We start from the raw sequence: 23,469 nt of genomic DNA on the forward strand, positions 1-23,469 counted from the left end.
GCTAGTGGCTAGGCGTCCGGCGGTTGCAGGCACTGCGCCTGCGGCGCGGTACGGCCCGCGCTGTTGATGCCGACGCAGCGGTCGGAGTGGGCGCTGGTTGGTGTGGCGCGGGGCGGGTCGCCGGTGGTGCCGCCAGGGCGTGGGGCCGGCGCTCCGCTGTCCGGGAGCCACGGGTGGACGTGTCGATGTGAGTGCGGGCGACAATCCTGCTATTGTGACAACCGAATAACGCATTGGCAGTGCTGGCGTAACGTTCTTCTCTGTCTGGAGGGGTGGCGGCGTCGCCATGGGCTTGTGAGAGGAGACGGTGTGCACGCACTCGGTCGACGGCGCCTCGTCGCGCGTGTTATCGCAGATCGCCTGAACCGAGGGCTGGGCTCGTTCTGCATGGTTGCGGCGCCGTCGCTCCCGGGGGTCTGGACGCTCGGTCCCGCGCTGGCGGCCGACGTGGCAGCCCTGCAACGAGACGTGCGGATCATCGAGGTGGATATCGCGGCAGGCCGGTCGCTCCGGCTGACCCGCCCCGAGCTCAGCGCCGACAGCGCCCTGCTGATCGCTTCCGTCGACCAGATATTCGATGACCTCTGCGCCGGTCCCGAGCAGGCTCATCTGCACCGAAAGCTCGAGTCGTTGCGCACGGCGGTCCAGGACGCGGCCACCGTCCCCGAGCGCGTCGAGGCGGCGGGCGCCTTCATCGCCGCGGCCTGTAGGCATCCGATCCTGGTCACGATCTGCGCCGGTCGAACGAGCAACGAGTTCTCCGTGGAGCAGATGCAGCGCGCCGCCGCGTTCATCGCCGCCACCCCGGTGGCCGTCGTCGTCCTGGTGCCTGAGGACGCCGCCGCCGAGGCGGACAACCCGCCCTTCTTCGCCACCGCCATCCGGCGCCTCGGCGCAGATGATGTCCGGGACCTCCTCGCCGCGGCGACCTCCGCCTACGTCGACCCCATGGTGGCGGGGCTGGTCTGCCGCAGCGCGGCGGGGCGGTTCGCGGATGTGCTCGCAGCCGGCACCAACCTGACCGCGGCGGAGCTGTCCGGCCGCGAGCTGCCCCAACGCGACCTTGCGGTGTCGGCGCAGACCCGCCGCGAGCTCGGTGAGCGCATCCAGGCCCTGGCCCCGGAGCACCGCGATGCACTGGTGGCCGTGCACCTGCAACTCACCGCGGATACCGACGTCGTCCAGGGCGTCTTCGGCGTGACGCCGCCGCCCGAGGTGGAGGACCTGCTGCCCGCGCCCGACCCGAACCCCGCGCCGGCCTGTGCGACGGCGACCGCCGTCGTCGCGACGACGGCGTCGGCAGCGGTTCGCAAACTGCATGCCGCCCTCGCCCAGGCCTACGAGGTCGGCACTCCGGAGCGCGCATGGCACCTGCTGGGCGCGCATGCCGCCTCAGCGGAGGACCTCGACCGCCTGCTTGCGGCTGCCGACGCCGAACTGCGGCTGGGTGACATCAATGTCGCCTGGCGGATCAGCGACGCCCTGGAGCAGGGCCCGACGATGCGGGGGGCCACGGCCTCACAGGTGGGACGCGCGCGCGAACTGCGGGGGCAGCTCGCGCTGCAGCTGGGCTGCACGCTGACCGCAGCATCCCAGCTGCTCGAGGCGGCCAGGACGCCCACGGCAAGCCCGGAGGAGGAACTGGCGGCGACCGCCGGCTACATCGTCGCGCGCGGCTGCGAGGGGCTCAGCCTCAGCGAGGACGCGCGGCTGGCCGCCCGCCTCACGGAGCTGGGGGCGCACACCCCTGCGACCGCGGCGCGCTGCCTGGTTCTGCTCGCCGCCCAAGAACGCATCGCGGGGGAGGCGGACGGAGCAGGCGAGTATCTGCGTGCGGCTATAAGGCTGCTGGAGGCCTACGCCGCCCGTACCCACCTGACCCCGCTGGATACTGACACGCTCATCCTGGCGCGGGCCCTGCTGGCCCGCACCCAGGGGCGCCAGGCCGATGCTGCAGCGCTGCTCGAGGGCGGCCCACTGCTCACGACTGTCCCCGCAGGCACTGCGCGCAGCGACGTAACCGCCTGGGGGCAGGTGGTGACCCGTGCCCTCCTGGCCGCCGAGGGGGAGCCGGGCCAGCCGCCGGTGATCCTGGAGCCCAGCCTGTCCGCGCTGGCGGGCGTCAGCCCCCTCTACGACGCCCAGGCGGCGTCACTGCGGGCCTTCCTGGCCGACCGACTCGGATGGACCCGCCAGGTGCAGGAGGAGCTGAGGAGCGAGTGCTTCCGCGTACCGCTGCGGGTCGGGCTGGCCGGTCTGGGAATGACCATGGTCGCGCAGGGCGCCATGCTGTTCGACGACGCGGCCTCTGTGGCCGCGTGGCGCTCGGCCGTGGCAGTAGCACCTCCCGGCTCGAGCGCCGCACCGCAACAGCTGTGGCTGAGCGTGCTCGAGGCGGCATCCCGCCTCGCCGACGGTGACGATTCGCTGGCCGGCCTGCTGCTCGGTCCCGCCGTAGCAGCAGGCATGCAGCGCGAACGGCTGCGCCCCGTGTGGTCGAGCATCATCGACATGGTGATCAGCGAGCCCATGCTGCTTGAACGCGTTCCCGGGTTGAAGCGCTGGCTGGAGTCCAGGCGCGGCCAAGGGCACGGCGAGCCGAATGACCGCCTGCTCGCCGTGCTGCTGGCCGACGACGCCGAGGCGGCCTCCCTGATGTCCGGGCTCCTCCTGGAGACCGTCTCCTCCGGCAGCGCGGTCCGGCAGGTGCGTGCCGACATGGCCTGCGCCGCCCGCCTGCGGCGCTCCCCGGGACTGGACGTCACCGAGCTGGGGATCGGCCCGGATGCGCCCTCCTGCGTGCGGATGCTGGAACGGCGCGCCGCAGAGCTGGCCGCCGCCAACGGCATGTCCTTCTGGCGGCGCGTGACCGAGCGACAGGCGCGCTGCGACGAGACGCCTGCGGCGGCCTCGTCGGGTGCGGCGCGCGCCACGCCGGAGCTGACCGACACCGAGCTGCGGGTAGCGCGATTGGCGGCCCAAGGACGGCGCAACAAGGAGATCGCGGCCGAGCTGTACATGGCGGTGCGCACCGTGGAGCTGCGGCTCACGGGCGTGTATCGCGCCCTGGGCATCGCCAGCCGCAAGGACCTGCCCAAGGCGCTCGCCGCGCACGGCCTGGCGGGGGACTGAGAGGACTCCGCCGTGAGTGTGTGCCGAACGCGGCGGGCCTGCGCGTTGACTGCGACGAAGCCCGGGCCCGGCGGGCCCCGTGTTAGCTTGTGCATTGTCACCCTACCGATTGGAGCTCCTAAATGAGCGCATCCGCGCCCCAGGTGAGTACCCGCCCCACGATCCGGGAGAACATCCGCTCCCTGGCCTCGGCGCAGAAGGCGAAGGCGGGGGCCCCGCTGTACTCGCGGCTGGTCAACCGGCCGGTGGGGCGGGTGCTGGCGGCAGTCGCACATCGGCTGGGCATGACGCCGGACCAGGTCACGGCGGTCTCCGCCTGCTGCACCTACGCGGGCATCGTGCTGCTGGCCGTGCTGCGCCCGTCGGTGCCGGCATGCGTGGCCACCTCGCTGCTGCTGATGCTCGGATACGCTCTCGACTCCGCCGACGGGCAGCTGGCGCGGCTGCGCCACGGCGGCTCGAAGGCAGGGGAGTGGCTGGACCACGTGGCCGACGTGATCAAGCTGTCCACGATCCACGGCGCCATCGCCGTCGACCTGTTCCGCTTCGCCGACCTGCCGACGCCGACGCTGCTGCTGGTGCCGCTGGCCTTCGGCGCGGTGCAGAACATCCACTTCTTCAGCTACATCCTCACCTACCAGCTGCGCTACGCCGGCGGCACTCCGCTGGCCCAGGACGAGGGCCGCGCGGGCGTGCTGAAGTCGCTGCTGTCGGTCCCGACCGATTACGGGCTGATGTGCCTGGTGCTGGTGCTGCGCTTCACGCCCGTGGTGTTCCTGTGGGTGTACGGGCTCATGCTCATCGGCTATGCGGGCTACGTGGTGCTGGCGCTGCCCAAGTGGTACCTGGAACTCAAGGGGCGGCGCTGATGCCATCATCGAGTCCGCTTGACCTGCTCGCCGGTGCGCCGGCACTGCTCATCTACACCGGCCGTAAGGACGGCCTCGGCAACCGGGTGCGGGCGTTGCTGTCCGCCAAGGCGCTGGCCGAGCGCGAGGGGCGAGAGCTGTTCTACGTGTGGGGGACGGACCGCTACTTCGGTCCGGCCATGGATGAGCTGTGGCACTTCGACGCCGGGCGCCGCATGCCGCGCTGGGCCTCTCGGGTCGTCTCGCCGAGGTACCGCTTCTACGGTCCCGGACCGACGGCGATCACCGAGTCCATGCGGCGCAAGCACCTTTGGCAGATCCGCTCCGGCGGGCAGCCGGTGACCTGGGACGACGACATACGCCCCTGGGCGGAGGACTTCCGCGCCCTGACCCCGGTCGGGGAGATCGCCGAACGGGTCAATCGGGTCTTCGACGACTCCCTGCGTGGACAGCGCTATGTGGGGGTGCAGGTGCGCTCCCACACCGTTTCGCACGCCAAGACCCTCCAGTCCTCACCGGTGGAGTGGTTCGAGCAGCGTATGCGCGCGGTGCGTGAGCGCTTCCCCGACGTGCGCTTCTACCTGTCGTGCGACACCGTCGCGGCGCAGGAACGGCTCATGAGCCGCTTCGAGGGCTGTGTGGCCCTGCACGACAAGGGCGGCTACAACACCATCGAGGGCGTGCGCTCGGCGATCGTCGACCTGTACCTGCTGGCCTCCTCCCAGCACTTCATCGCCCCGGCGTACTCCAGCTTCCCGGAGATGGCGATTCACCTTGCCGGTCGCGCCATGTCCTTCGAGCGCCCCGGCCAGCCGTTCGTGGGGGAGCTGAGGCTCAATGCCGGGCTGGTGGACGATCCCCTCAGGCCCGCAATCCGCAATTGAGGGCGGCGGTGCGGGCTCGCCCTCCAGTGCAGCTCGCGCGCCGGAGAACCAGCTGAAAGCACGCTGCTCCGGCGGCAAGTCGTCTCACGCCGTGATGAGGTCGCGGATGACGGCGTTCATGGCAGCCCGGTAGCCCGCGACGCTGAAGCGGCTCTGCGCCTCATGCGCCGCCTGCCCGGCCAGGCGGGCGGCGAGGCCGGGGTCGGCGGCGAGCCTGCCCAGTGAGGCCGCGAGTGCCGCGGGGTCATCCGGGGGCACGAGCAGGCCGGTGACGCCGTCGTCGACCACTTCCTTCAGCCCCTGCACGCCCGAGGCGATCAGCGGTCGGGCTGCGTGCATGGCCTCCACGGCCGTGTTGCCGAAGGGCTCCTGCCGTGAGGGCACGACGACGACATCCGCCCGTTCCAGCACCGGCCAGGTCGGGTGGACGTAGCCGAGGAAGTCGACGCGCCCGGCCAGGTCCGGCGCGGCGGCCCGCTCGCGCAGCTCGGACTCGTACCACTCGTATCCGGGGAAGATCGAGCCGGCCACCTCCAGGGAGGCATCCACGCCGCGTCCGCGCAGGAGCGCGACCGCCTCAAGCAGTACGTCCACACCCTTGCGGGGGGACAGCCTGCCCACCATGGCGATCCGCAGCGGTGTGTGGGGGCCGCGCTCGCGCAGCGGGGCGAGCGGCTGCGGCGGGTCCGCGACGCCGTTGTGCACCACCCGGGTGCGCCCCGCCAGCAGCGGCTGTGCGGACAGCAGTGCGCGCCGGGCGGCCTCGGAGTTGGCCACAATCCGCGTGGCGGCGAGCAGCGGCGCATTCAGGCCCGCGCGGATGAGCAGGTGCTGGGTGTCCTCGGCCTCGTGCACGTGTGACAGCACCGGGATGCCGGCCGCGCGTCCCGCCAGCGGCCACCAGGGGATCGTCACGGTGTTGGCCAGCAGCGCGTCGGCGTCGCATGCCTTGATCAGGCCGCGCAGCCGGGTGAGCTCGCCCGGCGCCCGCGCCGCCAGGCCCGCCAGGCCGCGGGGGCTCAGCAGGGCCTTGCGCAGCACGGTGAAGGGGACGACGGCGACGCGCGCGCCCACCTCCCTCAGCACGGCCACCAGCGGGCCGTCCGACGGCAGGGCGACGTTGACGCGGTACCCGGACTCGATCAGTCCGGTGATGGTCTCCACCAGCTGCCAGTCGGAGCCATACAGGTCCGGGGAGGGGTGGGCGACCAGCACCAGGGGGGAGTCGGATCGTGATGAGGTGGGAGTGCTCATGCGGGGAATGCCCCCGTTCGCCGTCCGGAGGGGCGTCGGCGTCGCGGGCCCTGCTCGGCCAGGCGGCGGCACAGCGCCTCGTAGCGGTCGGTGACTTGATCCCAGTCGTACAGGGCGGCGCGCTCGCGGGACAGGTTCCCGCGGAGCACCTGCGCGTCCGGATCCGCCTCCGCGGAGTCGACCAGGGCGGCGACGTCAGCGGCCGTGGCCCAGTAGCGGCCGGCGTCGTCGAGCACCTCCCGGTTGAAGGAGACGTCGAAGGCGTCCACTGCGGCCCCGGCGCCGATGGCCCGCAGCAGGGAGGGGTTGGTGCCGCCCACGGAGTGGCCGTGGTAGTAGACGAGCGCGCCGGCGTACAGCTGGTCGAGCAGCTCCTGGTCCCAGACCCCGCCGAGCAGGCGGACGCGGGAGTCGGCCAGCTGCTCGATCCGGGCCGTGTACTCATTCGCATAGGGGGCGGAGCCGACGACGACGAGCGGCAGTCGCGCCCCCGAGCGGACGTAGCCGTCGACGATCACGTCCACGTGGTTCTCGATCTCGAAGCGGGCCACCACCAGGTGGAAGCCGCCGGACTGAAGCCCGAGCTCGGCCAGCCGGTCGGTGCCGACGTCGACCCGCGGGGCCCCGTAGGCGATCAGGTCCGTGTCCGCCTCGAACTCCTCGGCGTAGTAGTCGGCGATGCCCTGGGCGTCGGCGATGAGCGCGTCCGAGTAGCGCACCGCCAGCGCCTCGGCCGCCCGGTAGTAGCGCCTGCCCGTGGGGCCCCACTTGCCGCGCCGCCACTCCAGGCCGTCCACGTGGGTGGCCACGGGGATGCGGGCGGCGCGCAGTGCGGGCAGGAAGGGGGAGTTCGCGGAATTGAAGACGATGGCGACGTCCGGGTGCACGCGCGGCAGCAGGTGCCGCACCGACAGCGCGGTGTGGGAGAGCGTCTCCAGAGAACGCTTCTTCAAGGCCGGCAGCTCCACCACCCGCATGCCGCGGTACGTGCGGGGCAGGGGCGTGCCCGGTTCGGGGTTGCGGGAGTAGACGAGTACCCGGTGGCCCCGGTCGGCCAGGCGGCGGCCTACTTCCTCGATGGCGGTTTCGAAGCCCCCATAGCGTGCGGGCACGCCGCGCGTGCCGAGCATGGCGATGCGCAGCCGGCCTGGCTGTGAGGCGGAGGCGGTGGAGCTAGCGGTCATTGGGCCTCTCTCGTTGGGTGAAGCGTTCCCGGTGGACGAGCCGCAGCCCGTCGATCGCCCCGCGCAAGGCGGGCACCAGGGTGCTGGTGGGGTGGGTGAGCAGCTGGCGGCGGCCACCGCGCAGGAGGATCCGCCAGGACTCCTGGGGCGTGAGTCGCACCCAGCGGGCGAGCTCCTCGCGGCGTGCCCAGCGGGTGCCCAGTAGCAGGCGGTTGCGCACGTTCCAGTAGTAGTAGGTGGCCGAGTGACGCGGCTCGCCCGGCCACCTGCCCGCCGTGGTGCCCGCTGCGGAGGCGGGGCGCGCAGGTGCGCCGTCGGACGCGGCCCGTCCGGGGCGCTGCGTGCCGCCCTCCACATGGCGGGCGACGATGTCGGTGTCGTTGAGCAGACGGCCGCCGGCCTGAAGCACGCGCAGGGAGAAGTCGACGTCCTCCCAGTACAGGAAGTAGTCCTCCGCCAGGCCGCCGGTCGCCTCCCACAGGCTGCGGGACAGTGCGAAGCAGGCACCGGTCAGCCACTCCGCGTGACGGTGCCCCGCGATCAGGGACGCGCGCGGGGAGCGGGTGGCGCCATCGGTGAGGTCCACGCGGTAGCCGTAGAAGACGGGGCGATCATCGGCGTCGACGATCATGGGGGCGACGAGCGCCATCGGGTCCGCGTCCACATGCGCCACCAGGGCGGCAAGCTGATCGGGGGCGATGGTCGCGTCCGGGTTGAGGACTACCAGCGTGCGGGCGCCTGCGTCGAGCGCCGCCCCGACTCCCCGGTTCACACCGGCCCCGAAGCCGAGGTTGGCGTCGGGCAGAACCGTGCTCCAGCCGTTGGAGCGGGCCTGGGCTTCGACGGCGGCTCGCTCCGCCGGCGTCGTCAGGTTGTCCACGATCACGATCCGAGGCGCTCCGGCACCCGTGGGCAGGCCATGGGACAGCGGAGCAAGATTCGTCTCCAGCAGCTCGTGCGAGCCGTAGTTGACAACTATGACTGCCGTGGAGGAGAGGTCTGCCATACCAGCCCCATCTTCTTAACCGGGGTCCAATCGGGTTTCGAGTGGTCGGATCCAAGGGCACGCCTCAACGGGCTCGTGCACTTGGGCGATGATACTATGCCGCGACTATTCATGAGCGGTCTCATCAGTGCGGGCTGCTCCTGTGAATCGTTGGGAGTACCCCATGTCCGCAGACCCGCTCACCATTGACGTGGCGGTGTGTACTTACAGGCGCCCCGAGCGCGTGGTCGGACTGTTGCCGCGGCTGCTTGCGCAACTCCAGGAGCTGCCGGGGGCCGATGCCCGGGTGGTGGTCGTGGACAATGACGCGGCAGGCTCCGCCCGTGCGCGCATCCTGGCCGACGGCGGATTATGCGCGGACGGGCCCGTGCACGTGGTGGTGGAGTCGACGCCGGGCCTGGCGGCGGCGCGTAATCGTGCGCTGAGCGAGGCCGTTGAGCGCGACCTGCTGGTCTTCATCGACGACGACGAGCTGCCGGGCGACGGATGGCTCACCTCCCTCGTGGAAACCTACCGGCAAACCGGCGCGGCCGGGGTGACGGGACCGGTGGAGTCGGTCTTCGAGCGGCGGCCCGATCCGTGGGTGGCCGCTGCCCCCGTGTTCCGCAGGACGCGGCGTCCTACAGGAACGCCCGTTCGCAGTGCGGCCACCAATAACCTGCTGCTGGACATGGCGGCCGTGCGCCGCCTGGGTCTCGAGTTCGATCAGCGCTTCGCCTTCACCGGCGGGGAGGACACCTTCTTCACCCGCGCATTGACCGCCCACTCCGGCACGCTCGCATGGTGCGATGAGGCGGTGGTGACGGAGGCGGTGCCTCCCGAGCGGGCCACCCGCGAGTGGGTACTCACTCGCGCCCGGCGTAACGCCGAGACCTGGGCCTGGGTGCGGCTGCTGGATACGAGCGGCTGGCGGCGCGTGGCGCGGCGCCTGGAGTACACGGCGCGTGGGGCGGTGCTGTGGCTGGTCGGCTCGGCCCGCGCCCTGGCCTTCCGAGGAGGGGACGGCGACCGCCAGGCGCAGCGGGCGCAGCATGAGTACCGCGCCGCGGGCGGCCGCGGCATCCTACGGGCTGCGTTGCGCGGGCCGGCCACGGCGCCTTACGCGCGTACTCGCTGATTCGCCGCTACGCGCGCTTACCGGGGTCGACCATGCCCGGGAGGGCGGACTTGCGGGATGTGGTCGGCGCTCTCCGGCCGTCGTCCTCCTCGGTCTGGCGTCGCGAGTAATTGATTGAGAGGGCGACGATGAGTCCGGCCGCCCCGCCAAGGATGGCGCCGTAGAGCGAGTTGCGCTTACGTGAGGGTGCGGAGGGGGATGCGGGGAGTGAGGCCGTGTCGATATCCGTGAGGGTCAACGATGCCTCCTCCTGGGCGCGCACCGACAGGGTGCCGATGATGTTGCGTATCGCTTCAATCTCGGCTGCCGCTATCTTCTGGGCTCGTTCGGGGGATGATGACTGTGCTGTTACCTCAATGATCAGGCTGTTCTCCGTGTTGGACACGGAAATCGAGTGCTCGATCTCCCCCTTGTCGATGCCGGTCGAGTTGGCGACCTCGGTGAGCACCGAGTTCGAGGTCCCGATCTTCGCCAGCGTGGGCATGACGGCGGTGATAATCGTGTTGGCGGACGTGACGCTCCGTGCGCCGGCGTTTCCCTCCGCCGCGACGAGACCGGAGGCGGTCGACGTGTAGACGGGTGATCCCAGTACAGCCGTGCCCAGGCCGAGCAGTGCCCCGATGGTTATGTGGATGACGATGAGGGGGGCGTGTTTCCACAGCAAAGTCAGAATATCGTCTGTGTACATGGTGCCCCTTAGAATCTGATGGTCGGATCTGGCTCTCGGCGGGTACTCAATCATCCGGTCGGACGGTGGTACGGCGCGGCGAGGCGGGTGTGGTCCCGACGAGCCGACGCTTGCTTGCGGAGGAACCAGCCGTTGCGAGAGACCGGTGCCTGGACCGATGCTACAACGGTCACCGTGCCGATCAGGTTGAATCTGGGAAATCTCACTTCCGCGACCTCGGTGTCGCCGATGCCGACGGCGCTTGGTGGAATGGCGGCAGGCAGTTTGCCAGTTCGTAACTGCCTTGAGGGGTGTGCATCGTGGCCGTGTGCTCACGGGGTTCCCAACGATTTCGGTTCGAGGGTGCGGGTGCGTGTCGGCGCGGCGCCCTTGGTGTAGGCAACATTGTCACGACATTCACGCTCTGCGGGCTGGGGTTGACGCGGCGCCTGGGGTGTCGGCAGCAAAGTCATGACCTCCACGCACTGTGGGGCGGGGCCCGCCTCTCATACCCAGAACGTCCCCGGCGCAATGACCTCCACGCACTGTGGGGCGGGGTCGACGCGGCGCCTGGGGTGCGGCTGTCGGTGGTTCGTTCGAGCGGCCGTGCGTTTGGGCTGCCAGGCTCTGCTGGCTCCTTGTGTCTGGGGTGTGGCTGTCGGGGTGTTGTGGCGGGCCGGAGGGTGACCTCGTGGCTCCTACGCCGGCCTTCTGTAGTCGAGTTCGGCCTCCTGTGCCCGAGCTCGGCCTCCTGTGTCCGGGGTCCGCCTCCGCATCGTTGTTCTGTGCGGCCGCGCCCGCAAGCGCGAGGCAGAGGTTTCCGGCATTGGGGGCGAGCACGGGGCCGACCGCGAGGACGTCCCCATCACCGGCCCCGGGGCGTTGCGGACGACTCTGCCGATCGGTGCAGAAGTTGTGTTCAGGTGGGTGATGTGGGGGAGAGGCTCTGGGGCAAGGGCTGTCCTGTTGCGGTGCTTCCGGCGTGGGGTGTGGTGGCTGTGGGGGTGTGGTGGGCGTCTGCGGCGCCGGTTGGGGGTTAACAACGCTACTTAACGTTCTGCTGTATACCTCTGGGGCCTTCAGCAGACGGTTAACTGGCGTTGTTAACCCCGAAGTGGCGTTGCAGACGGTGAAGTGGCGTCGCAGATGATCCCCGTCCACAACCTCCCCGCCGTCCCGAGGACGACCTCGCCGACGAGGTGGCGGTGTTGGGGGCCTGGTTGTCGGCAGTCGGAGGGGGCGAGTGGGTCTTGTGCTGCCCCTGCTTGGACCGCTCACGCGCGGTTGGACCGCTCACGCCCCGTTGGACCGCTCACGCGCGGTTGGACCGCTCACGCCCCGTTGGACCGCTGTAACCGGCGGCTACGGCGGTCCAACGGGGGGACAGCGGTCCAACTGGCAGGTTCGACGGCCACGCGCACGGACAACCGACCGCGCACAGACACCCAGGCGCTCACACAACCGGGCCTAGTTCTGCACAGCTCACACGTCTACCTGCGAATCGCAAGCATCACCCCGGAATAACCTCGCAGACCACAAACGCCCCAACTTTCCCGCACCGCAGCAAGCAGAACCCCGTTCCGTAGCGCCGCCGAAAACCCGCGTTGGTCGAACACGTCCTCTTCAGCCCGAGCCGAGACCACCGTGCGCACCCTCAAGCCGCAAGAGCTGCGTTGACCGACGGCGTGGGTGAGACGCGCACGGGAGGGTGTCGATCCCGGGGGCGAGACTGGCTTGGGCTCGACCTGGGGTGAGGCGCGCACGGGAGGGTGTCGAGAGTATGAGAAACTGTGTCGGCGCCTGCCGTGCGAGAGGACATCCGTCCGGGCATGTCGGCGCTCTTCCGCCCTGGTGTAGAGGCAGCACGCAGGCCTTTGGAGCCTTGAGGCCCGGGTTCGAATCCTGGGGGCGGAGCTGCGCGCGACGACGTTCCGGCGAGCGCGTGCCGACTGCACCTGAACACGTGAGTCGGGTTGGGGCCGAGTGGCAGGCGACGTAGGATGATGCCGCCGGGCCGCCAGCGGCCTTGAGACCCACCTTGCGATCCACTGAGAAGAGGACCCGTGGCTTCCACCTCACCCGCCGCCGTCATCGTCATGGCTGCCGGCAAGGGCACCCGCATGCGCTCATCCCTGCCCAAAGTGCTGCACCGCATCGGTGGACGCAGTCTGCTGGAGCACGCCGTCGTAGCCGCCCGCGGCCTCGAGCCCGCACACCTGGCGGTCGTGGTGCGTCACCAGCGAGATGCGGTAGTGGCCCAGCTGGCCGAGTTCGCGCCGGACGCCCTGCCCGCCGACCAGGATGAGATTCCCGGAACCGGACGCGCCGTGGCCTGCGGGCTGGCGGCCCTGCCCGAGGACCTGACTGGCCCGGTGGTGGTCACCAGTGGTGATGTCCCCCTCTTGGACACCGCGACGCTGCGAACTCTCGTGAGCCAGCACAACGAGCGCGACGACGCCGTCACCGTGCTGACCACCGTGCTCGACGATCCCACCGGCTACGGGCGCATCCTGCGCGACGACGACGGCTCCGTGACCGGAATCGTTGAACAGCGTGACGCTTCTCCGGACCAGCTCGCCATCGACGAGGTCAATGCCGGTGTGTACGTCTTCGACGCCGCCCACCTGCGTCGCGCCCTGGCCACCCTGGGCACGGATAACGACCAGGGTGAGGTCTACCTCACCGATGTGGTCGCCCACGCCCACCGCGAGGGCCGGGCCACCTCCGCCCTGGCTGTAACCGACCACTGGCTCGTCGAGGGCTGTAATGACCGCGCCCAGCTCGCCTCGCTCGGCGCCGAGCTCAACCGGCGCGTACTCGCATCCTGGATGGAGCAGGGCGTCGGCGTAGTCGACCCTGCCGGAACCTGGGTGGACGTCACCGTCGAACTCGCCCGCGACGTCCGCCTGGAGCCCGGCGTGCTGCTGCGCGGGTCCACCCGCATCGGTGAGGGCGCCGTCGTCGGCCCCTACTCGGTGCTGACGGACGCCACCATTCCGGCGGGCGCCGTCGTCGCCCCCTTCAGCCTGCTCGGATCGGACCTGTCAGCCACCGGGAACCCGGTCTGAGCGAGTCTCCCCACCGTCCCGAGCCCGGAAAGACCGGACCGCACCGGCCACGAGAGAGGAACCACGTCATGACCGGCATCATCACCAAGGGAGAGAAGCGGCTCGTCATCGCCTCGGGCCGGGCTCACCCGCAGCTCGCCCAGGACGTGGCCTCGGAGCTCGGCACCGAGGTGCTGTCCTCCACCGCTTACGACTTCGCCAACGGTGAGACCTACGTACGCTTCAACGAGTCGGTGCGCGGCTGCGACGTGTTCGTCATGCAGTCCCACGGTGATCGCGTCAACGACTGGCTCATGGAGCAGCTCATCATGGTGGACGCGCTCAAGCGCGCCTCCGCCAAGCGCATCACGGTGGTCGCCCCCTTCTACCCCTACGCCCGCCAGGACAAGAAGCACCTGGGGCGTGAGCCCATCTCCGGGCGGCTGGTCGCAGACCTGTACAAGACCGCCGGCGCCGACCGCATCATGAGCGTGGACCTGCACTCCAGCCAGGAGCAGGGCTTCTTCGACGGTCCCTGGGACCACTTGTGGGCGCAGCCGGTACTGGTGGACTACATCCGCAGGCGGGTCGACCTGTCCGCCACCGCCGTGGTCTCCCCGGACGCCGGGCGCATCCGCGTCGCCGAGCGCTGGGCGAACGCCCTGGGCGGAGTGCCGCTGGCATTCGTGCACAAGACCCGCGACGTCACCCGTCCCAACGAGTCTGTGGCCAACCGCGTGGTAGGTGACGTGGAGGGGCGCTCCTGCGTGCTCGTGGATGACATGATCGACACCGGCGGCACCATCGCCAAGGCCGTGCAGGTGCTGCTCGCCTCCGGCGCCAAGGACGTCATCGTCGCCGCCACGCACGGCGTGCTCTCCGGCCCCGCGGTCGAGCGCCTGTCGAGCTGCGGTGCGCGCGAGGTCGTGGTCACCGACACCCTCCCCATCGCGCCTGGCAAGCGCTTCGACTCCCTGACAGTGCTGCCGATCGCACCGCTGCTGGCGCGGGCCATCAAGGCCGTGTTCGACGACGGCTCGGTGACCAGTCTGTTCGAGTCGTGACGGTACTGGGGCGGTGAGGCGCCTTAGGATGCCCGCAGCCCCTTGAGTTGGGCGCCGGCTGTCGACGCGCCGGGCGTTATGTAACAGTGCTCAGCGTTGCGTATTTGCAATGTGATCTTCGGTGCTGCGCCCGTCTGGGCAGATGTGCGACGTCACGGTTTGTGTATATTCTCCGAGTGGCCGATGGGCCACCTGTTCCCAAATAATAGCTCGGAGGAATCGTGAAAGTGTCTCGCGTCACTCACGGCCTCGCTGCTGCCCTGGTCAGCTTGTGCCTCGCAATCAGTCCTGCGCTGGTTGCTAACAAGGTTTATGCCGCTGTTGATCAAGAGTCAGGGCGGATACAATCGGAGTACTTGGCCCAGCCGCTGCCCACCGTTCAGGTGGACGGCGTCGTCTGGGACCAGCTTGTTGTCGGTGACGTCGTATACGTCGTGGGCCAGTTCAGCAATGCGCGTCCAGCCGGGTCCGCCGCCGGCCGGAATGAGACGCCTCGTCTCAACATGCTCGCCTATGATCTGCGAAGCGGTGAGTTGATCGAGGACTTCGCGCCCGAGCTCAACAATGCGGGTCGGTCCCTGGCGCTGTCCCCGGACAAAACAACTCTGTATGTGGCAGGATCCTTCGACAAGGTCAACGGTGAATGGCACGGGCGCGTCGCCGCGTTCGACCTGACGGCGGGGTACGGCACCCTGATCTCCTCGTTCCGCCCCATGTTCTCAACCACGGTCAACGACATCGCCGTCTCGGACACGGCCGTCTACGCGGGCGGGGCCTTCAAGGCCGTCAACGGGGTGGCCCGCACCAAGCTCGCGGCGGTGGACGCCAGCACCGGAAGGACCCTCGACTGGGCGCCGAGCGCGGAGGGGGACAACTCCCAGGTCTACTCCGTGGCGCTGTCGCCCGATGGCAGCAAGGTCGTGGCGGCCGGGTCGTTCCAGACGCTGAATGGCTCCTCGAACCCCGGCTATGGCCTGGCTCTTTTGAGTGCGGCCGATGGCGCGCTGCTCCCGGCGCCGGTCAATGGCCATATCCGTAACGGTGGCCGCAATGCTGCCATCAACGATATTGCCGTCGATGAGAGCGGCTTCTACGGCGTCGGTTGGTCCCAGAACCAGAAGCAGGGGAGGCTCGAAGGCGCATTTAAGGCGGACTGGGACGGCAATCTCAGCTGGGTCGAGCCCTGCCACGGCGACTCCTACTCGATCCTTCCCGGCGGGGACCAGGTATACGTGACCAACCACGCACACTCGTGCGAGACCATCTATGGCTTCCCGGATGTCACCTGGAAGCAGAATGGCCAGACGCAGACGAAGTACTACCGTGCGATGGCGTTCACCAACAACGGTGACGTCCAGGTGCGTTATCAGGGCACCGGCGGGTATTACGACTGGACGGGTTACAGCAGCCCTGACATCATCGATTGGTACCCGGACCTCACGGCGGGAACCTTCACCGGTATGGGCCAGGCCGCGTACGACGTCACCGTGAGCGAAGACGGCCAGTACCTGCTCATGGGCGGTGAGTTCGTGCGCGCCAACGGTGCGGTGCAGCAGGGGCTGGTTCGTTACGCCCGGCGCGACACCGGGACTGGCAATCCGCCCGAGGGCAGCGGCTCCGACCTCGCCTTCCAGGCGCGCACCACCACCACCGGGGTCTCCTTCAGCTTCACACCCACGTGGGACCGTGACGACTCCTCGCTGACCTACTCCGTGTATCGGGACGAGGAGACCAACCCGGTCGCCTCCACCACGGTCTCCGACCGCCACTGGAGCCTGTCCGGCCGCACCCTGCGCGATAGTGACGCACCCGCCGGTGAGCACAGCTACCGGCTGGTCGTCACCGACCCCGCCGGAAACACCCTCAGCACCGACCCGGTGACCGTGACGGTCGGAAATGCGCAGGGGATCTCCGCCTACGACCAGTACACCCTGGATCTGGGCGCCACCCACCTGTGGACCTTCGATGAGACCGAGGGCAACGTCCTGGAGGACATCGTGGGCAACGCGAGCATGACGATCGCGCATGGCGTCACCCTGGGCTCGGCCGGAGCCAGGTCCGGGTCCACGGGCGTCACCCTGGCCGGGTACTCATCGGGAGTGGCCACCTCTAGCGCCACGGACCGTGATATCCAGACCTTCACGCTGGAGACCTGGGTGCGGACGAGCTCCCGGCGGGGAGGCGCCATAATCGGATACTCCTCCGGGAGTATGCGTGACCGGATGCTGTACATGGACACCAGCGGGCGCATCCGGTTCGGCGTCTATCCCGGCGCCACCAAGGCGGTGACCTCCACGCGACGCTACAACGACAACCGGTGGCACCACGTGGTCGCAAGCCTGGGCGCCCAAGGGCAGCGGCTGTACGTCGACGGCGTGGAGGTCGCCTCCGACCCCGGTGTCACCAGCGCCCAGTCGTTCTTCGGGAACTGGACCCTCGGCGTCGGCACGACCTCGGGATGGCCCGGCAGCTCGTCCAGCGGCGTCCTGGCCGCCACGGTTGACGGTGCGGCCGTATACCCGACCCAGCTGTCCGCGGAACAGGTCGCGGCGCATTACGCCCTCAATGAGGCGAAGGCGCCGACGGCGTCCTTCTCCGCCGAGGCGGTGGACTACACCGTCACCGTCGACGGGACGGGATCCTCCGTCCCCGACGGCGCAATCGCCTCCTGGAGCTGGGAGTTCGGCGACGGCCACACCGCCGACGGTGCAACGGCAACACACACCTACGCGGAAGCGGGCACCTATACCATTCGGCTGACGGTCACCAGCAACGCTGGGGCGGTCGCCGCCACCACGCAGCAGGTGACTGTGGGCCCGCAGGATCCGAACCTCGCGATCGACGCCTTCGACCGCAACGTCGGCAACGGATGGGGAGCCGCCGCAGTCGGCGGAGCCTGGTCCGTGAACCCCGCTAGCCGATTCTCGGTGGCCGACGGGACCGGGACGATCCTGCTCAATCGGCAGGGTTCCACCTCCACCGCCACGCTCACACAGGTCTCCTCCGACTCCACTGAGCTGAGCGCCTCGTACACGCTGGGCGAGCAGCCGACGGGAGGAGGCGTGTATGCCAGCTTCGCCGTCCGGAGCATCGGAGCGAACAGCTACAACCTGAAGCTCCACTCCAATGCCAGGGGCGTTCACGTCGCAAGCATCACGGCGGTCACCCCTGCGGGGGAGCGCACGCTGGGAAGCGTCAGGGTGCCGGGAGACTGGACGCCCGGCGATGAGATCCATCTGCGCGTGCGCGCCGAGGGAACGGCACCAACGCAGCTGAGCGCCAAGGCCTGGGTCGGGGACGCCGAACCCGAGGGCTGGCAGCTCAACGCCTCCGACGGTACCGAGGAGCTGCAGGCCGCGGGAGCGGTCGGCCTACGGGTGTACACGTCCGCCTCTGCGACCTCGACGGCGGGCACCTTCCAGCTGAACGACTTCAGCGTTCGCCGCGCGGATGTGCTGGGCTGACCCGTGCGACCGACACTGCGATCCAGCAAGGCCGTCGGCGCCGCCGTCGCTCTGACGCTGCTCATGTCCGCTTGCAGCATCGGGGACTCCGGCTCGCACACGGAATCGGCGGCGCCAACCGCGTCAGTTTCCGCCTCGGCGACGCCAACGGCGCCGGCTACCGGCGCGGTTGCGTCGCCGGACCGGCCCTCCGCTCAGCCGACGACGACGCCGGACCAAGGCGACTCGACGGGCGGCTCCGCCCCGGCGGCACCGGGAGACGCCGGATACGTGCCTCCCGAGACTGATCCGACCGCGTTGGACAGCACGGTGGAGGCCGGAGGGGCGGTGGTGTCGATATCCTCCTTGGATGCGGTCGACGCCGTCGCCGCCGGCCCGGGAGAGGTATCCGGACCCGCGATCCAGGTCGAGGTCTCCGTCACCGCGCGCGAACAGGAGGTGGACCTGGCGGCCGCCTCTGTAGAGTTGACGTACGGAGACGACCAGACACCGGCAGTCGCCTTCGCCACCGCGGAACAGGCGCAGGACCTGCCGGCGAAGGTTGACGCGGGTAAGACCGTCAAGGGCACATATGTCTTCGCGGTGCCGACCGACTCCCGGGACCGCGTCGATGTCAGGGTCACCGTATCGACCGCGGATCCTGTTGTCGTGTTCCGAGGAGCTGTTGAGTGAGACGTCCCGCTCCGCACCGCCATAAGGCGGTGCGGAGCGGGGCTTCCGCCCGCTAACACATTAAGGCCAAGGAGTAGCGGTGCCTCGTATCGTCTTCTTACTGGGGCTGTTGACTCTCGCCGCGATCGTCGGCGCACTTCTGCTGCGCCTGGCCGGGCGAGGCCCGCAACGAGGCGCCTGGCTGTTCCTGACCACCGTGGCGTTCGTGCCCGTGTGGGTCTGCCTACCGGTTCAGCCCTATGTGCCGCCCGCCACGATCGCCGCCTCGTTGGTGGCGCTGGCTCTCCTCCCGGCGTTCTCCCTGCGCCTGACCATTGGGGACCTGATCGTTCTGGGAGCGCTGGGACTGCAGTGCGTCTCAGTGCTCGCGGGCGGATCAATGGGGTACGTCCTCGGCGACGTCGTCTTCGGGGCGCTGCCGGCATACATGGTCGGCAGGCTCCTCACGGAGAGGCTGGGCGAGCGCCGACTGTGCGGGATCATCGGCTCGGTGTGGATGGCCGTTGCGGTGCTCGCCCTGATAGAGGCCGCGGTGCACTGGAACCCGTTCCAGATGATCCGCTTCTCAAACGCGCTGTATGACCAGTGGGCCGTCGATCAGATCCGCGGCAGCATGGTGAGGGTGGAAGGCGCTTTCGGGCACTCCATCGCGCTGGGCGCCTCGCTGGCGGCGGGGATACCCTTCGTGGCCCGGGCCGAATGGAGGCCGGGACTGCGGGTCGTGGGCATGACGCTGCTTCTGGCGGCGAGTCTTCCGACGCTTTCGCGCACGGGCATCGTGTGCTGCGTGATCGCCTACCTGCTGTCACTGACCCTCCTGCGCTCCGATATCGGCTTCGGCCTCAGGGCGGGCACACTCCTGGGACTGGCGGCGGCGATGCTCCTAGTGGTTCCCAGGATCCTGGCGGTGTTCGAGAGCGCCGGCAACGAGCAGGAGGGCTCGGCGGACTATCGCAGCGCGCTACTCGTGCTCGTGCAGCACCTGGTTCCCGTGGGCCAGTCGCCGGCGGCCACGAGAGCCGGGGGAGAGGTGAGCTGGGCCGGCTTCAACTCGATCGACAACCAGGCGCTGCTGATGGCGCTGCGCTTCGGCTGGGCGCCGGTCGCCCTACTGGTGCTCGGTCTGGTACTCGTTGTGATCCGGGCCCTCACGCGCCGGGGCAACTGCGCCGACATCGCGCTGGTGTCCTTCATACCCGCATACGTCACCGTCGCCTTCATCACTCAATTCGGGACGGTGGTGTGGTTCGTCGTCGGCGTCGCCGCCGCCTTGCGCGCGCGCGGCGGGACTGAGGCGTGGGCGCCCCCCGGCTACCAAGGACCTACGCGGGCTGAGCAGCCGATCACAGCCCTGGCGCGAAGTCGCGGAGCCGCCGGCCCCGGTAACCGGTCAATGAACCGGCGCACCGACGCGCCCGGATCCGAGGAGGACGCGGTATGAACACGCCCACAGGGCAGCACCCCGGCCCGCCCGGGTCCGTGGCGGTCGCCGTCCTGACCTATAAGCGTCCCGAGCACGCGGCGCACATCGTTCCCGTGCTTGACGCGGCGCTGTCCGAGCTGGACGACGGCAGGAGGCTGCGGCTGATCGTCGTGGACAACGACCCCGACGCCGGCGCCGCCCGGATAATCAAGGACAGCGCCGTGACGGCGCGCAACCGGGTCAGCTACGTGCATGAGCCGCGGCCCGGGATCGCCGCGGCACGCAATCGCGCCCTCGCCGCGTGCGAAGAGGACGCGGTCGTCTTCATCGACGATGATGAGCGGCCTCGGCCCGGGTGGCTTCCCGCACTGGTCTCCCAGTGGGAGCAGACAGGGGCCGCCGGGGTCGTCGGCCCGGTGGTGCCGGAGTTCTCAAGCCCACCGGATCCGTGGATCACCGCAGGAGGATGGTTCAACCACGGGCGCAGGCCATCCGGCACGCCGATGCCGGCGGCGGCGACGAATAACCTGCTTCTGGACACGGCATTCCTACGCCGCAACGGCCTGAGCTTCGACTTGGACTTCGGCATGTCCGGCGGTGAGGACACCATGCTCACGCGGCAGATCGTCAAGGCCGGCGGGAGAATCGTCTGGTGTGACGAGGCCGTAGTCGCGGACCAGCTGCCCGCCGCACGGCTGACGCGCACGTGGGTGCGCAGGCGCGCATACTGGTCGGGAAACTCCTGGGCCGCGGTGGACATCAGGATCGCGGATCCCGGATGGCGGCGGCATTTCGCACGATTACGGCAGCTCGCCCGGGGGTGCGTGCGAGTCGTCGGAGGCCTGGCGAAGACAGCGGTGGCAACCGTCATGCGGGATGAGGCGGGCAGCTCGCGCTCCCTACGTGTTTATGAGCGCGGCCGCGGAATGTGCGCCGGTGCCCTGGGGCGGCGTCGCCTGCCCTACCAGCGCGAATGAGGGCGATAGCATCGTCAAGTACTGCTAGGTGCCCGGCCCCGCCGCGGCCCCCTGCGCCCCCTACCGCGGCGCCGCGGTATTGAAACTGTTTAAGGAACCTATGCGCATTCTGATCCTCTGGGCGTCGCTCGACCAGCCGAACCTCGGCGTGCGGGCACTCGCCGTCGGTACACGGGCGGTGGCCGCACAGGTGTTCCCGGACGCGGAGATACAGGTTCAGGGCACCGGCCGCGGCGACGCGCCCACCTCCCTGTTCCTGAGCCGGAGGGGACTGCTGAAGGAGCGCATCACCGGGGCCAACGGCCTGTTCGACTGGCTCGCCTCCTTCGACTTGGTGCTGGACACCCGCTCCGGTGACTCCTTCGCCGACATCTACGGGCTGGAGCGCCTGCGGAACATGTCCCGCTTCCCCGAGATCCTGCACCGCCTGGGCGTGCCCCTCGTGCTTACTCCCCAGACCATCGGTCCCTTCAATACCCGGCGTGGAACCCGGCTGGCCCGCCGCGCCCTGAACCACGCCCGGCTGGTGGCCAGCCGGGACGCCCGCTCGGCCGCCTGTGCCGCGCAACTGGGGCGCCCCGTGGACGTGGAGTCCACCGACGTGGTCTTCGCCATCGCCCACCAGCCGGTGCCCGAGACTCGCGACGTCATCCTCAACGTCTCCGGTCTGCTGTGGGGCGACAACCCCCACGTCGACGCCGCCCGCTACCGCCGCGACGTGCTCAGGCTCGCTCGTCGGCTCCAGGCCGAGGGACGCACGCTAACCCTGCTGGCGCACGTCGTCGGCCCCGACGCCGCCGCCGGGGACAACGACCGCTATCCGCTGGCCGATCTGCGCCGCGAGCTCGGTGACGTGGAGGTGATCGTGCCGCAGGGGCGCGACGCCCTGGAGCAGGTGCGTGACGTCGTTGGCTCGGCCCGGGTGGTGCTGGGCTCGCGCATGCACGCCTGCCTCAACGCCCTGTCCATGGGCACGCCCGCCATCCCGCTGGCGTACTCGCGGAAGTTCGCGCCGCTGCTGGCCGGGATCGGCTGGCAGCATGTGGTGGAGCTGCAAGGCGACGACGTCGTCGAACGCGCCCTGGCGGCCATCGGCTCCCCCCAGCTGCAGGAGGACGTGAGCGAGGTCCGGCGCCGTGCGGACCGGGACCTCGCCCGCTTCACCGACGCGCTGGGAGAGCTGCTGTGACGGGAGCCGCCGCCGCGGGCTCCCAAGCCCCGCAGCCCCCGCGGCCCCAGGGCGGGGACGGCCTCGGTAAGCGGGCCGCCAAGGCCGCCGGGCAGACCATCTGGACCCAGGGCCTGCGGATTGCGCTGCAGCTGGGGAACGTAGTGGTACTGGCGCGGCTGCTCGACGACCGCGCCTACGGTGTTGTGGGCATGGTCACGGCCGTGGTCGGTGTGGCCACCATCTTCCAGGACTTCGGTCTTTCCACCGCCGCAATCCAGGGGCGCACGCTCAGCCATGGGCAGCGTTCCAACCTGTGGTGGATCAACACGGCGGCCGGGCTGGCGCTGACCGGCATCGGCGTGGTCATCGCCCCACTGCTGGCCTCCTTCTACCATGAGCCGGCCGTGGCCGGCGTCTGTGCCGCGATCGCACCGACCTTCCTCATGGCGGGCATGGTCAACCAGTACCGTGCCGACCTCAACCGCAAGCTCCTCGTGGGGCGGGCCCTGGCCGTGGACCTGACCGCCGCGGCCCTGGCCCTGGCCCTGGGGGCCCTGACGGCCGCCTGGGGCTGGAGCTACTGGGCGCTGGTGGTGCAGCGCATCGTCACGGCCCTCGTCCCATTCGTCAGCCTGCCGGTCATCGCCGGCTGGCTGCCGCGGTGGTACGACCGGCGTGAACCGATGCGCGCGCTGCTCGGCTTCGGCGTGCAAATGGTCGGCACACAAATGGTCTCCTACCTGGCCTCCAACCTGGATTCGATCCTCATGGGACGGCTCTTCGGGGCGGGCACCCTGGGCCTGTACAACCGCGCCGTGCAGACCCTGCGCACCCCGCTGAACCAGTTCCGCCCCCAGGTCACCACGCTCGGGCTGTCCGTCGTCGCCAAGCTTCAGGACGACGACGAACGCACCCTCGCCTACCTGCGCCGCGGCCAGCTCGCACTGGGGTATCCGGTGTTCCTGACCATGGGCATGGTGGTGGCCGCGGCTCCGGCCGTGGTCTCCGTGGTGCTCGGCGACCACTGGCTCAGCGTGGTCCCCTACATGCGCCTGGTGGCCGTGGGGGAGGGCCTCACCACGTTGTCGATGGTCGGCGGGTGGATCTACACCTCGCGCGCGCTCGGGCGCGCATACCTGCGCTACACGCTGTTCTCCGCGGTGATCCGGCTGGTGGCCATCATCATCGGGGCGCACTTCGGTGCGCTTGGAGTCGCCTACGCCTACGTGGCCAGCCCCCTGGTCCTGTGGCCCGTCTCCCTGCTGTGGTCCGGGCGCGCCTCCGGGCTCGGCACCGTGCCGCTGGTGTGGAACGGGCTGCGGATCCTCGCCGTCTCCGCCGCGGCGACGGCCGCCGCGTGGGGGCTGTGCGCGCTGGTCTCCGGCCTGCCGGCGATCGTGGTCTGCCTCGTCGCGGCCGTCGGCATCGGCCTGGCCATGGCACTGCTGTGGCTGGCTTTGCCCATTGTCCGGGCAGACATGCGCGACCTGGCCACGATGACCCGAATGATGTTCAAGCGCTGATGCCTGCAGACCCGA

16 protein-coding genes and 1 tRNA gene are annotated in these 23,469 nt (G+C 69.8%); 13 read left to right on the forward strand and 4 right to left on the reverse strand.

From position 1 onward, the window contains the following. Nucleotides 1–309 precede the first annotated feature (309 nt). The 3 genes from E4J16_RS02875 (at nucleotide 310) to E4J16_RS02885 (ending at nucleotide 4,885) form a co-directional block, all read left to right on the forward strand. Nucleotides 310–3,132 carry a helix-turn-helix transcriptional regulator gene (locus E4J16_RS02875; protein ID WP_168709451.1) on the forward strand — a complete coding sequence of 941 codons (2,823 nt, stop codon included), beginning with the start codon at nucleotides 310–312 and terminating at the stop codon, nucleotides 3,130–3,132. Between the two features lie 122 nt (nucleotides 3,133–3,254). Then, on the forward strand, nucleotides 3,255–4,001 hold the full coding sequence (locus tag E4J16_RS02880; RefSeq protein WP_136313207.1) for a CDP-alcohol phosphatidyltransferase family protein: 747 nt from the start codon (nucleotides 3,255–3,257) through the stop codon (nucleotides 3,999–4,001). Next, the gene (locus E4J16_RS02885) at nucleotides 4,001–4,885 is read left to right on the forward strand and encodes an O-fucosyltransferase family protein (protein WP_136193579.1); all 885 of its coding nucleotides are present in this window, start codon (nucleotides 4,001–4,003) and stop codon (nucleotides 4,883–4,885) included. The genes E4J16_RS02880 and E4J16_RS02885 overlap by 1 nt, the downstream gene beginning before the upstream one ends. Nucleotides 4,886–4,969: 84 nt before the next feature. On the opposite strand, the gene E4J16_RS02890 is transcribed toward E4J16_RS02885, so the two are convergent. The 3 genes from E4J16_RS02890 to E4J16_RS02900 are packed head-to-tail and all read right to left on the reverse strand — an operon-like array spanning nucleotide 4,970 to nucleotide 8,329. After that, nucleotides 4,970–6,139: a glycosyltransferase family 4 protein gene (locus tag E4J16_RS02890; RefSeq protein WP_136313208.1), complete on the reverse strand. Its 1,170-nt coding sequence runs from the start codon at nucleotides 6,137–6,139 to the stop codon at nucleotides 4,970–4,972. Then, complete coding sequence (locus E4J16_RS02895; RefSeq protein ID WP_136313209.1) at nucleotides 6,136–7,323, reverse strand: DUF1972 domain-containing protein; 1,188 nt, start codon at nucleotides 7,321–7,323, stop codon at nucleotides 6,136–6,138. The genes E4J16_RS02890 and E4J16_RS02895 overlap by 4 nt, the downstream gene beginning before the upstream one ends. After that, nucleotides 7,313–8,329 carry a glycosyltransferase gene (locus tag E4J16_RS02900; RefSeq protein ID WP_136313210.1) on the reverse strand — a complete coding sequence of 339 codons (1,017 nt, stop codon included), beginning with the start codon at nucleotides 8,327–8,329 and terminating at the stop codon, nucleotides 7,313–7,315. Before E4J16_RS02900 ends, E4J16_RS02895 begins: the two co-directional genes overlap by 11 nt. Before the next feature lie 163 nt (nucleotides 8,330–8,492). Here E4J16_RS02900 and E4J16_RS02905 point away from each other — a divergent pair, with 163 nt between their 5' ends. Continuing rightward, the gene (locus tag E4J16_RS02905) at nucleotides 8,493–9,446 is read left to right on the forward strand and encodes a glycosyltransferase family 2 protein (protein ID WP_136313211.1); all 954 of its coding nucleotides are present in this window, start codon (nucleotides 8,493–8,495) and stop codon (nucleotides 9,444–9,446) included. 7 nt (nucleotides 9,447–9,453) lie between these two features. On the opposite strand, the gene E4J16_RS02910 is transcribed toward E4J16_RS02905, so the two are convergent. Beyond that, nucleotides 9,454–10,134 (reverse strand): YveK family protein, encoded by a 681-nt coding sequence (locus E4J16_RS02910; RefSeq protein WP_168709452.1) that lies wholly within the window; start codon nucleotides 10,132–10,134, stop codon nucleotides 9,454–9,456. A gap of 1,821 nt (nucleotides 10,135–11,955) precedes the next feature. Here E4J16_RS02910 and E4J16_RS02915 point away from each other — a divergent pair. The 9 genes from E4J16_RS02915 (at nucleotide 11,956) to E4J16_RS02955 (ending at nucleotide 23,454) form a co-directional block, all read left to right on the forward strand. After that, a tRNA-Gln gene (locus E4J16_RS02915) sits at nucleotides 11,956–12,027 on the forward strand. 149 nt (nucleotides 12,028–12,176) lie between these two features. Then, a complete protein-coding gene (locus tag E4J16_RS02920; RefSeq protein WP_136193573.1) occupies nucleotides 12,177–13,181 on the forward strand; it encodes a bifunctional UDP-N-acetylglucosamine diphosphorylase/glucosamine-1-phosphate N-acetyltransferase GlmU in 1,005 nt (334 codons plus the stop codon). 68 nt (nucleotides 13,182–13,249) lie between these two features. After that, entirely contained in the window at nucleotides 13,250–14,224 is a 975-nt protein-coding gene (locus tag E4J16_RS02925; protein WP_136193572.1) for a ribose-phosphate diphosphokinase, read from the forward strand. Nucleotides 14,225–14,580: 356 nt separating this feature from the next. Next, the gene (locus E4J16_RS02930; protein ID WP_136313213.1) at nucleotides 14,581–17,688 is read left to right on the forward strand and encodes a LamG-like jellyroll fold domain-containing protein; all 3,108 of its coding nucleotides are present in this window, start codon (nucleotides 14,581–14,583) and stop codon (nucleotides 17,686–17,688) included. Between the two features lie 330 nt (nucleotides 17,689–18,018). Further along, complete coding sequence (locus tag E4J16_RS02935; protein WP_136193570.1) at nucleotides 18,019–18,360, forward strand: hypothetical protein; 342 nt, start codon at nucleotides 18,019–18,021, stop codon at nucleotides 18,358–18,360. A gap of 79 nt (nucleotides 18,361–18,439) precedes the next feature. Beyond that, nucleotides 18,440–19,801, forward strand: coding sequence for a hypothetical protein (locus E4J16_RS02940; protein WP_136313214.1), 1,362 nt, complete (start codon nucleotides 18,440–18,442; stop codon nucleotides 19,799–19,801). Then, entirely contained in the window at nucleotides 19,798–20,760 is a 963-nt protein-coding gene (locus E4J16_RS02945; protein ID WP_136193568.1) for a glycosyltransferase family 2 protein, read from the forward strand. The genes E4J16_RS02940 and E4J16_RS02945 overlap by 4 nt, the downstream gene beginning before the upstream one ends. Nucleotides 20,761–20,860: 100 nt before the next feature. Then, a complete protein-coding gene (locus E4J16_RS02950) occupies nucleotides 20,861–21,949 on the forward strand; it encodes a polysaccharide pyruvyl transferase family protein (protein ID WP_136313215.1) in 1,089 nt (362 codons plus the stop codon). Beyond that, nucleotides 21,946–23,454, forward strand: coding sequence for a lipopolysaccharide biosynthesis protein (locus E4J16_RS02955; protein WP_136313216.1), 1,509 nt, complete (start codon nucleotides 21,946–21,948; stop codon nucleotides 23,452–23,454). Before E4J16_RS02950 ends, E4J16_RS02955 begins: the two co-directional genes overlap by 4 nt. Nucleotides 23,455–23,469: the final 15 nt, after the last annotated feature.

The sequence above is a fragment of the Actinomyces procaprae genome (assembly GCF_004798665.1).
Lineage (GTDB): Bacteria > Actinomycetota > Actinomycetes > Actinomycetales > Actinomycetaceae > Actinomyces > Actinomyces procaprae.